Origin of the sequence: Candidatus Contendobacter odensis Run_B_J11, assembly GCF_000531125.1 — a bacterium.
GTDB classification, from domain to species: Bacteria; Pseudomonadota; Gammaproteobacteria; order Competibacterales; family Competibacteraceae; genus Contendibacter; species Contendibacter odensensis.
In genome coordinates this window covers 1-2,942 of record NZ_CBTK010000209.1, presented here as the reverse complement: position 1 = coordinate 2,942, position 2,942 = coordinate 1, and the positions used below count along the sequence as shown (strand labels likewise).

Annotated in this window: 3 protein-coding genes; all 3 read left to right on the top strand. The window is 58.9% G+C overall.

What is annotated here, in order from left to right:
• The first annotated feature begins 91 nt into the window (after positions 1–91).
• The 3 genes from BN874_RS25745 to BN874_RS12365 all read left to right on the top strand — a co-directional run bounded on the left by BN874_RS25745 (position 92) and on the right by BN874_RS12365 (position 2,921).
• Positions 92–298, top strand: a complete 207-nt coding sequence (locus tag BN874_RS25745; RefSeq protein ID WP_268258834.1) for a hypothetical protein — start codon at positions 92–94, stop codon at positions 296–298.
• A 218-nt stretch (positions 299–516) separates the two neighbouring features.
• A complete protein-coding gene (locus BN874_RS12370; RefSeq protein WP_034433788.1) occupies positions 517–1,743 on the top strand; it encodes a YcjF family protein in 1,227 nt (408 codons plus the stop codon).
• Positions 1,740–2,921, top strand: coding sequence for a GTPase family protein (locus BN874_RS12365; RefSeq protein WP_051497788.1), 1,182 nt, complete (start codon positions 1,740–1,742; stop codon positions 2,919–2,921). Before BN874_RS12370 ends, BN874_RS12365 begins: the two co-directional genes overlap by 4 nt.
• Positions 2,922–2,942: the final 21 nt, after the last annotated feature.

The window sequence follows — 2,942 nt, the reverse complement described above, 5'->3', positions numbered from 1 at the left end:
GGCAACTAATTGATAGTATTATACTTTAAGACCCCTTGAAATACCAGAGAGCCACAATTTTCATCGTTAAGCATTAACGCTTGCGGATCAATTGGAATCAATGAGAATACGCTTAATCACTACACGGGCAGTCTTGCTGGAGATAGGTAATGCACTTGCCAAAATTCGCTACCGCACAGCGGCAATTGCACTGCTGGAATCGCTCGAACAGGATCCAAGCGTGGGAATTGTTCCACTTTCCGAGGAACTCTATTTTCATGCCCTGCAATTATCCCGAGAACGTCCTGATAAAGAGTGAGGCTTGGTTGATTGTCTATCTTGTATAGTGATGCAGAATCGTGGCATCAACCAGGTATTGACGACTGATGATCATTTCCACCAAATGGGTTTTCGTGTATTAATGCAAGAACCCTTGATCAGGGGTATAAACTGATGCGGACTGCATATTCACCTTCGACCACCCGTTTGATCAGCGGGTAAAGAAAACCCAACGAGAGCTGAAATGGGAGCTTTCAAATGAAATCCCGCGACTTAATTCATTGGCCCGACTATTGGCGCAAACTGCGCGAGGCGCTGCTAAACCCGCAGGTAAATAGTGCGGCGCTGAACGCGGCGCTACGCGAAGCGCGGGCGCGGCAGCCGCTCCCGGTGCTGTGGTTGGCCGGCAAGACTCAGGCCGGCAAAACTTCGATCATCCGTGCCTTGACCGGTAGCGAATCCGCCGAAATTGGCAACGGCTTCCAACCCTGTACCCGCACTGCCCGGTTCTACGACTTTCCAACCGAAGCGCCGGTAGTGCGCTTTCTCGACACCCGTGGTCTGGGCGAGGTGGCCTATGATCCCGCTGAAGACATCCGCTATTGCGAAGTACAGGCGCATCTGGTGCTGGGGGTAATGAAAGTCACCGACATTCGCCAGGACGCGGTGTTTGAAGTGTTGCGTGCGGTGCGGCGGCGTCATCCCGAATGGCCGGTGCTGATTGCCCAAACCGGCTTGCACGAAGCCTATCCACCCGGCGCGGGGCACCTGTTGCCGTATCCCTATGACTGCGAACCCCTGCCACCCCAGGTTCCCATCGATCTCGCCCGCGCTCTGGCCGCGCAGCGCAAACAGTTGGGTCAACTGCCAGGCACCGCACCAGTACGCTGGGTGCCGCTCGACCTGACTCTGCCCGATGACGGCTTTGAACCGGCCCACTATGGTTTGGAGGCGCTGTGGACGGCCATCGAAGCCATATCGACGCTGGGTTTGCAGGCGATGCTGCGAGGCGACACCGGCATTCGTGATGTCTACGAACGCGCCGCCCATCCTCACATCGTCGGTCATGCGCTGGCTGCTGCGGGCGTCGGCGCGTTACCGCTGGTGGATTTAGTTGGAGTGCCGGCGGTACAGGCCAAGCTGTTGCACAGTCTCGCCACCTTGTACGGCCAGAACTGGGACCGGCGGGCGATTTCCGAATTTCTCGGCCTGCTCGGTGCAGGAATCGGAGTCGGCTATGTGGCGCGAACCGTTGGGCGGGAATTGATCAAATTCATTCCCTGGTTGGGGCAAACGGTCGGCGTAGTCTGGGGCGCGACCACCAGCGGCGCGACTACCTATGCGCTTGGCAAGGCTGCCGGCTACTATTTCGCCAGCCGGCGGCAGGCGGGACCCATGGACGCTGAGGTGTTGCGCCGGGTTTATGCCGAGGCGTTGGCGGCGGGCGCGGACTTTTTGAAAAAGCCACCGGAGAAAGACGGATGAAAACTTTGTTCAACCGATTCGACCGGCTGCGATTACTGGCGCTGTCGGTCTGGGCGCTGCCGCTGATTGCATTGTTGCCGCTCGGAATGCTGTGGCTGTGGCAGTCCAAGGTATTATCGGGATGGTTGATCGCCATGGTGCTATGCAGCGCCGCCGGTTACGGCCTGCAACGCTGGTTGCTCCAGCGCGACCGTCAATTGCTGGCCGGGGCGGCAACTCATTCTGATCCGCGCTGGCCACCGAAGGCCGATGGCGCCTGGACCAGCGTTGAGGAACTCGCTGGCCAAATGCAGCCGGAAGATTGGCCGCTGAACGAGGGTAGTCGGCTGTGGACCCTTGGGCAGAACACGCTGGAACTGGTGGCTCGCTACTATCATCCGACGGTGGAACGGCCTTTGCTGGAACTGACGGTGCCGCACACTCTGCTAATCATTGAACGGGCCAGTCGTGACCTGCGGATCACGTTCACCGCGCAAATTCCGTTCAGCCACAGCCTGACGATAGGTGATTTGATCCGCGCTTACCGCTGGAAAGCCACCGCTGAACGGCTATTGAACGTGTATCGGGCCGGGAGGCTGGTGATCAATCCCGCTGATGCGCTGTTAAGCGAAGTCTGGGGGCGGCTGCGCGGGCAGAGCTACGGCATGGCCTGGAGCGAACTGCATCGCTGGCTATTGCGGGAATATGTGCGCAAGGTCGGCTTTTACGCCATTGCGCTTTATAGCGGCCAGTTGACGCTGGCCGATGCCGAACCAACGGTTACCGCGACTCCACTTTCCCGGCGCGATCTGAAACGGGCTGCGGCGGCTGTCGCGCCGGTCGCTGAACCACTGCGGATCGTGGTGCTGGGCCGATCCAATGCCGGAAAGTCAAGTTTGATCAACGCGCTGTTTGGCAAATTGACCGCCAAGTTCGATGTGCTGCCGGACACTACGGCGGCATTGACCCCCTACCGGCTGGAGCGCGACGGGCTGGACGCGGCCCTGATTTTCGATACGCCCGGTTGCGATACTGCATTGCTGAATGAAAAGGCGCTGCGCAAAATGGTGCTGGACGCCGATTTGATCCTGTGGGTATGCGCCGCGCATCGGGCTGACCGGGGCTTGGATCGGGAACGGCTGGACGCGGTGCGCGCCTGGCAAGCTGCCCGGCCCCAGATCGGAAGAGCACACGTCTGAACTCCAGTCACGCCAATATCT